Below are 7,380 nucleotides of genomic sequence, written 5' to 3' on the forward strand. Positions count from 1 at the left end.
CCCGGGCCGCCCGCGGACCGGCGCCGGTCCCCGTCGGCCCGGCCATGCCGTCCGGCCAGGTACTCGCCCAGTCCGCACCCCAGGTGCGCGCGAGCAGCTCACCGATCCGCACCCGGTGCGCCGCCGCGTCGGCCCGTCGCTGTTCGATCGCCGGGTCCGGCAGCGCCCGCGGCCGTTCCGCCGCCGACGGGTCGTGGTCCAGGTGCACCCGGCGGCGGCACCCGCTCAGCGCCGCCGCGTCCAGCAGGACACGGGGTGCGGTACGCGGTCCGGTCGAGGTGCTCACGGCTCCCGAGGGTAGAGACCACCCCCGACAGGAACGGATCCGCGTGACGCCCCGTTCCCCCACCCGGGTGGTGTCGGTCCTGCGCGTGCGGTGGGCGGGGCCCTAGGCTGCGACGACACGGCGATCATCTGCCGAGCCGACCCGGGAGGACACGACATGGGACTGCTGCGCAGGAAGCCGAGCGCGGGCGAGCGCGCCGCGGCGGCGACCAGGGAGGCGGCGGTCGACGCGTCGGAACGGGTGCAGTCGGCCACGGTCCAGACCCTCGAGTACACCCGCGAGACCGCCGACAGGGCCGCCGAGAAGCTGCACCAGCGCGCGGTGAAGGCCCGGAAGAAGGCCGAGGCGGCGTCCCGGCGGGCGGAGAAGGCGGGCCGCCGGGCCGCGCGCAGCACGCGTCGCGCCGTCGGCGAGGGCACCGCCACCGCGAACAGCCTGCTGAGCTCGGCCGACCTCAAGGCCCGCTCGGCCGACCGGAAGGTCGCCAAGGCGGCGGCGAAGGCCGACGCGGGCGCCCGCAAGGCCGAGGCGAAGGCCGCGCGCGCCGCGGAGAAGGGCAGGCTCAAGAGCGAGAACCTGGCCGCCAAGCAGGCCGAGCGGGACCGCGCCGCCCGCGAGTGGAACGCCAAGAAGGTCCAGCGGTACCTGGGTGTGGCGAAGATCGTCGCGCCGCTGCTGGCGCCGTACGCGATGGCCGCGGCCGGGTCGCTGCGCCACCGCCTCGACGACCACCGGTCCCGCCGACTCGGCGTGTCCCCGGACGAGCTGGGCGGTTACTCCGGCCCCGGCGGACGGCTGCACGCACGGCTGTCCCGGATCGCGCGCACCATCACCGAGCTGCGCGAGGACGGGACCGTCGAGCGCGACCAGGCCGCGAAGCGGTTCGCCGACGAGACCGAGCCGCGGCTGCACGACCTCGCCGCCGCCGTCCGGGCCGCGGAGAACATGCCGGCCGCCCGCCGCAAGGCCGCGTACCGCACGGTGTCCGCCGACCTGGACCGCATCGAGGTCCGCCTGCTCGACCACCTGGGCGTCCGCTCCTGACCCGTCTCCGTGGGCCCGGCCCCGGGCCCACGGAGACGGTCGGCCCGCGCGGTACCGATGCACGCTCCGCCTGCGCTCCGCGCGGTACCGATGCGCGCTCCGCCTGCGCTACGCGCGGTAGGTCTCCAGCAGCCGCAGCCACACCTCGCTGATCGTGGGGAACGCGGGCACGGCGTGCCACAGCCGGGCCAGCGGCACCTCACCGACCACGGCGACCGTCGCCGCATGCAGCAGCTCGGCGACCCCGGGCCCGACGAACGTGACCCCGAGCAGCACCTCCCGCTGCGGGTCGACGACGGCGACCACCCGGCCGGACCAGTCGTCCGCGGTGAGCGAGGACCCGGCGACGGCGATGTCCATGTCGACCACCCGCACGTCGAGCCCCTCGGCGCGGGCGGCCGCGGCGGTCCGGCCCACCCAGGCGACCTCTGGATCGGTGAACACGACCTGGGGCACCGCGTGGTGGTCGGCGGTCGCCGCGTCCTCGCCCCAGGCGGCGTCGTCGAGCGGGCGGCCCGCGGCGCGTGCGGCGATCGCGTGCGCGGCGATCCGGGCCTGGTACTTGCCCTGGTGGGTGAGCGGGGCCCGCCCGTTGACGTCGCCGACGGCGTAGAGCCAGTCCCCCGCGGCGAGCCCCGAGTCGTCGACGACGATCTCGCCGCGCCGCCCGAGGCCCACCCCGGCCGAGCCGAGGTCGAGCCCGTCGGTGGCCGGACGGCGCCCGGTCGCGACGAGCAGCCGGTCCACCTCGACCTCGTCCCCGCCGCCGACCAGCACCGTCGCGTCCCCGTTCCGGCGCACCTCGTCCAGGCCGGTGCCCAGCCGCAGGTCGACGCCGGCCTCCCGCAGCCCGGCCGCGACACGCTCGGAGGCCTGCGGCTCCGCGCCCGGCAGCACCCGGTCGCCGTGGTTGAACAGCGTGACCTGCGCACCCAGCCGGGCGTGGGCCAGCGCCATCTCGCAGCCGACGACGCCGCCGCCGAGCACGCCGAGCCGGCGCGGGACCTCCCTCGCCGAGGTCGCCTCGCGCGAGCCCCAGTACTCGACCGTGTCCAGCCCCGCGACGTGCGGCACGACCGGCACGCTGCCGGTCGCGACGACGACGGCGTGGCGCGCGGTCACCACGGTCTCGGTGCCGTCGGCCGCGGTCACGACGACGCGCTTCTCCCCGGCCAACCGGCCCCGGCCACGCAGCACGGCGGCACCGGCGCCCTCGGCCCACCGCACCTGGCCGCTGTCGTCCCAGTCGGAGGTGAACGTCGTGCGGCGTTCGAGGACCTTCGCCGGGTCGAACTCGGCCCGCACGCCGGGCAGCCGCCGGGCGTCGGCGACGGCCTGCGGGGTGCGCAGCAACGCCTTCGACGGGATGCACGCCCAGTAGGAGCACTCCCCGCCGACCAGCTCGGCCTCCACCAGTGCGGCGGACAGGCCGGCGTCCACCGCGTAACCTGCAGCGTTCTCACCGACCGGGCCCGCCCCGATCACGACGACGTCGTGGCTCTGCTCGCTCATGGCACCGAGCTTCCCGCTCCGGGGCCGTTCCATGTCACCCCGGCGCCGGGGTGTCACCCCAGGGCGGCGACCGCGTCCCCCAGCTCGGTGTCGCCACCGCGCAGCTCGAGGGTCAGGCCTGCCGACTGCGGAGCCGTGAGCAGCGCGGCGACGGTCGCGGCGGTGTCGTCGCGGGTCACGTCGCCGTACTCCACCGGCGGCGGGGCCAGCACGACCCGGCCGGTGCCCGGGTCGTTCGTGAGCCTCCCCGGGCGCAGGATCGTCGCGTCGAGCCGGCCGTCGGCGCGGACCGCCTCCTCGGCGGCCTTCTTCGCGCGGATGTAAGCGGCCCAGACCTCGCCGCGCTCGGGGTCCGGCTCGGCGTCCACCCCGGTCGAGGAGATCAGCACGTAGCGGCGGATCCCGGCGGTCGCGGCGGCGTCGGCGAGCAGCACGGCGCCGTCGCGGTCGACGGTCTCCTTGCGCTCCACCCCGCTGCCCGGCCCGGCGCCCGCCGCGAAGACGACGGCGTCGGCGCCGGTCAGGTGCCCCGCGAGGTCCGTCGCGGAGATCTTCTCCAGGTCCGCCACGACCGGGCTCGCCCCGGTGGCCGCCACGTCGTCGGTGTGGTCGGGGTTGCGCACGATCGAGCGCACCGTGTGTCCCTGCCCCGTGAGCAGCGTGGACAGTCGCAGCGCGATCTGTCCGTGTCCTCCGGCGATCACCACGTCCATGCCGGCCACGCTAGGCCGGACGGCCGCTCACCGCCTGTTCGGCTTGAGCGTCCAGACGATCGTCATGGCCCCGGTCTGCGCACCCTGGGCGTCGGTGATGGTGACGTCGACGGCGAACTCCGGGCGCGTCCCGGCGTCGAGCTCGGCGAGCACCTCACCGGCCGGACGGGTCAGCACCGCCTCGGCGCGGAGGTCGCCCTTGGCGGACTTGAGGTAGCGGATCTCGGACCGGACGACCAGCGGCACGGCCCGGTCCCCGGCCGAGGCGAACGCGGCCAGGCCGACCGCGCCGGAGGCGGTCTCGCCCAGTCCGAACATGACCGCGGCGTGCGGCCCGCCGACGTGGTTGTGCTGGTCGGACCGGTCGGGGAGGAACGCCTCGACCCGGTCGGTCGTGATCGACCCGAAGGTGATCCCGGCGGTGCCCACCCACGGCACCGCCTGCGTCATCGCGTCGGCCACCCAGCTCGCGTCATCAGCCATGACCCGACCCTACTCGCCGGTAACATCATAGGAAAGCGACGCCCGGTTCCTCACGATTATCGCTGTGCGAGAACGAACCCCCTTGTCCGTCGTGCACAACGGGGTTGAGATCGGTGTGACAGCAGGCACACCAAGTCCCACCACCACGATGCGCAACGCCGCGCGTCCGAGGCTCGGAGGTACCGCCAGTGAAGGCCGTGCGGGTGCACGCGTACAAGCAGGACCCCCGGATCGACGACATCCCGGAACCGACGATCCAGGGTCCGCTCGACGTCATCGTCAAGATCGGCGGTGCCGGCGTGTGCCGCACCGACCTCCACATCATCGACGGGGACTGGGCCGACATCCAGAACCCCGACCTGCCGTACGTGATCGGCCACGAGAACGCGGGCTGGGTGCACGCGGTCGGCGACGGCGTCACGAACGTCGCGGTCGGCGACACCGTCATCCTGCACCCGCAGCCGTCGTGCGGGCTGTGCACCATGTGCCGCTACGGGCGCGACATGCAGTGCACCGGGGACGCGTTCTTCCCCGGCCTGTCGAACAACGACGGCGGCATGGCCGAGTACCTGCGCACCACCGCGCGGTCCTGCGTGAAGCTGAACCCGGACACCAACCCGGCCGACGTCGCCGCACTCGCCGATGCGGGCATCACCGCCTACCACGCGGTCCGCAAGGCGGTGCCGTTCCTGTATCCGGGCACCACCGCGGTCGTGCAGGGCGCGGGCGGGCTCGGTCACATCGGCATCCAGGCGCTCGCCGCGCTCACCGCCACCAAGATCATCGTCGTCGACAAGAACCCGGACGCGCTCGAGCTGGCGAAGCAGATCGGCGCGGAGGAGACCGTCGTCGCCGACGGGAACCAGGTCGAGGCCGTCCAGGAGCTCACCGGCGGCGGCGCCACGGTGGTCTTCGACTTCGTCGCCGAGCAGGGCGCGGAGAACGACGCCTGGGCGATGACCGGCCCGGCCGGCTACAACTTCGTCCTCGGCTACGGCGGCAACCTCTCCGCCCCCACCCTGGACTTCGTCGCCGGCGAGAAGAACATCATCGGCAACATCGTCGGCACCTACAACGACCTCGCCGAGCTCATGGTCCTGGCCCAGGCCGGGAAGGTCACGCTGCACACCGTCCAGTACAAGCTCGACCAGGCGCTGGAGGCCCTGCACGACCTGGACGCGGGCAAGGTCCGCGGCCGGGCGATCCTCGTTCCGTGACCCAGTCATACGTACGTACAGGACGAACGTTCTTTCCCTGACCCACCACCGATCAGCAGAGCTGCTGACGCAGGAGGAACCACATGTACGAGAAGGACGGCGAGAAGTACTTCATCGTCGACTCCCACAGCCACTTCTGGGACGCCTCCCGGGAGAACTGGGTCGAGGGTCGCGAGCAGTACGCCAAGGGCTGGATCGACTGCTTCTACGGCTACCACCAGCTCGGCCCGCCCGAGACCCACTGGGACTGGGAGCACTACCTCAAGGTCTCGCAGGACGACTTCGAGCGCGACGTCTTCATCGAGGGCCACGTCGACTACTCGATCTTCCAGTCGACCTACCTCAAGGAGTGGTACAAGAACGGCTTCAACACCGCCGACCAGAACGCGGCGCTGCTGGAGAAGTGGGGCGACCGGATCATCGTCAACGGGCGCTTCGACCCGCGTGACGGCGACGAGGGCATGAAGCAGTTCGAGGCGGACTGCGCGAAGTACAAGCACAAGGGCGTGAAGCTCTACACCGCGGAGTGGAACGGCAGCTCCCGCGGCTTCAAGCTCACCGACCCGGAGTGCTACCGCTTCCTGGAGCGGGCCCAGGAGCTGGGCATCAAGAACGTCCACGTCCACAAGGGCCCGACGATCTGGCCGCTGGACAAGGACGCGTTCGACGTCGCCGACGTCGACCACGCGGCCACCGACTTCCAGGGCCTGAACTTCATCGTCGAGCACGTCGGCCTGCCGCGCATCGAGGACTTCTGCTTCATGGCGGTGCAGGAGCCCAACGTCTACGCCGGCCTGTCGGTCGTCGTCGGCGGCCTGATGCACGCCCGCCCGAAGTTCTTCGCCAAGGTGATGGGCGAGCTGCTGTTCTGGGTCGGCGAGGACAAGATGACCTTCGGCAGCGACTACAACATCTGGACGCCGAAGTGGCAGGTCGAGGGCCTGGTCGACTGGCAGATGCCCGACGACGACCAGTTCGCCGACTACCCGCGTCTCACCACCGCGTCGAAGAAGAAGATCCTCGGCCTCAACGCGGCGAAGCTCTACGACCTCGAGGTCCCGGCCGACTGCCGGCTGCCCGACACCACGGCCGACGAGGCCATGGCCCCGGGTGAGGAGCTCGTCGACAACAAGGCGGGGGCGCAGGCGTGACCCCGCGGCCTGCTGAGAGCCCGCTCCGGCAGGCCGTGTGGTCAGCGCTGGGGACGGTGCTCGACCCGGAGCTGGACGAGCCGATCACCGAGCTCGACTTCGTCGAGTCGTGGTCGGTCTCGCCCGCCGGTGAGGTCGTCGTCGGGCTCCGGCTGCCGACGTTCTTCTGCGCTCCGAACTTCTCGTTCCTGATGGTCGCCGACGCCTACGACGCGGTGACCGCGGTACCGGGAGTGACGAGGGCGGAGGTGACGCTGGCCGACCACCACGCCTCCGACGAGATCAACGGTGGGGTCGCGGCGCACGCCGGGTTCGTCAAGTCCTTCGAGGGCTCGATCAACGGGCAGGCCGCGGCCGAGCTCGACGAGCTGCGGCACACGTTCCTGGCCAAGGCCGCGCTGGCCGGCCAGGACCGGGTGGCCCGCCCGCTCGTCGACGCCGGCCGGGGACCCGACAAGCTGGCCGGGCTGACGCTCGGCGAGCTGGTCGGGACCGAGGCCGACACCGAGGAGCTGACCCGGATGCGGACCCGCCGCAGGGCGATCGGCCTGCCCGCCGGCGACGACGCACCGCTGCTGGTCCACTCCGACGGCACCGCGGTGACCGTCGAGCAGGTCCCGCTGCACCTGCGTCGCGCGCGGTTGCAGCGGGTCGGGATCGAGACCAACGGGGAGTACTGCAAGGGCCTGTTGAAGATCCGCTACGGCGACACGGCACCCGCCGCGGCCGCCGGGCACTGACACCGCACCACCACGACACGGGCCGCGCCCTCCACCCGGGGCGCGGCCCGTCCGCGTCCACTGTGGTCGCCGGCGGGGAGCGGATCAGCGCCCGGGCGGTGCGGCGTCCAGGACCCGGACGGTGTCGGTGAGGCGGTAGCCGTCCCCGTGCACGAAGGGGGCCAGGGCGGCGAGCAGGGCGGCGCGGACGGCGGCGGGGCCGGCGTGGCGTGCCGCGTGCCGCCCCGGCCCGGA

At 73.2% G+C, this 7,380-nt stretch carries 7 protein-coding genes and 1 pseudogene; 4 read left to right on the forward strand and 4 right to left on the reverse strand.

Going from position 1 to position 7,380, the window contains the following annotated elements; translation table 11 throughout:
* Positions 1-286, reverse strand: a pseudogene (locus GTW08_RS31085) (hypothetical protein); the annotation flags it as partial.
* 156 nt (positions 287-442) lie between these two features.
* Between GTW08_RS31085 and GTW08_RS14400 the strand changes: the two are divergent.
* Entirely contained in the window at positions 443-1,330 is an 888-nt protein-coding gene (locus GTW08_RS14400) for a DUF6474 family protein (RefSeq protein WP_161152047.1), read from the forward strand.
* A gap of 108 nt (positions 1,331-1,438) precedes the next feature.
* Here GTW08_RS14400 and GTW08_RS14405 read toward each other — a convergent pair whose 3' ends face one another.
* Genes GTW08_RS14405 through GTW08_RS14415 form a run of 3 tightly spaced genes read right to left on the reverse strand, consistent with a single transcriptional unit; the run spans position 1,439 to position 4,038 of the window.
* A complete protein-coding gene (locus GTW08_RS14405; protein ID WP_161152048.1) occupies positions 1,439-2,842 on the reverse strand; it encodes a dihydrolipoyl dehydrogenase family protein in 1,404 nt (467 codons plus the stop codon).
* Between the two features lie 53 nt (positions 2,843-2,895).
* Positions 2,896-3,555, reverse strand: coding sequence for an SDR family oxidoreductase (locus GTW08_RS14410; protein ID WP_161152049.1), 660 nt, complete (start codon positions 3,553-3,555; stop codon positions 2,896-2,898).
* Positions 3,556-3,582: 27 nt separating this feature from the next.
* Positions 3,583-4,038 carry a DUF4442 domain-containing protein gene (locus GTW08_RS14415; RefSeq protein WP_161152050.1) on the reverse strand — a complete coding sequence of 152 codons (456 nt, stop codon included), beginning with the start codon at positions 4,036-4,038 and terminating at the stop codon, positions 3,583-3,585.
* A 188-nt stretch (positions 4,039-4,226) separates the two neighbouring features.
* On the opposite strand from GTW08_RS14415, the gene GTW08_RS14420 reads away from it, so the two are divergent.
* The 3 genes from GTW08_RS14420 to GTW08_RS14430 all read left to right on the forward strand — a co-directional run bounded on the left by GTW08_RS14420 (position 4,227) and on the right by GTW08_RS14430 (position 7,146).
* Positions 4,227-5,255 carry an NAD(P)-dependent alcohol dehydrogenase gene (locus tag GTW08_RS14420; protein ID WP_073573748.1) on the forward strand — a complete coding sequence of 343 codons (1,029 nt, stop codon included), beginning with the start codon at positions 4,227-4,229 and terminating at the stop codon, positions 5,253-5,255.
* 83 nt (positions 5,256-5,338) lie between these two features.
* Positions 5,339-6,406 (forward strand): amidohydrolase family protein, encoded by a 1,068-nt coding sequence (locus tag GTW08_RS14425; RefSeq protein ID WP_073573747.1) that lies wholly within the window; start codon positions 5,339-5,341, stop codon positions 6,404-6,406.
* A gap of 35 nt (positions 6,407-6,441) precedes the next feature.
* On the forward strand, positions 6,442-7,146 hold the full coding sequence (locus GTW08_RS14430; RefSeq protein WP_346009906.1) for an iron-sulfur cluster assembly protein: 705 nt from the start codon (positions 6,442-6,444) through the stop codon (positions 7,144-7,146).
* Positions 7,147-7,380: the final 234 nt, after the last annotated feature.

Source organism: Pseudonocardia sp. SID8383 (assembly GCF_009864975.1).
Taxonomy (GTDB): domain Bacteria; phylum Actinomycetota; class Actinomycetes; order Mycobacteriales; family Pseudonocardiaceae; genus Pseudonocardia; species Pseudonocardia alni.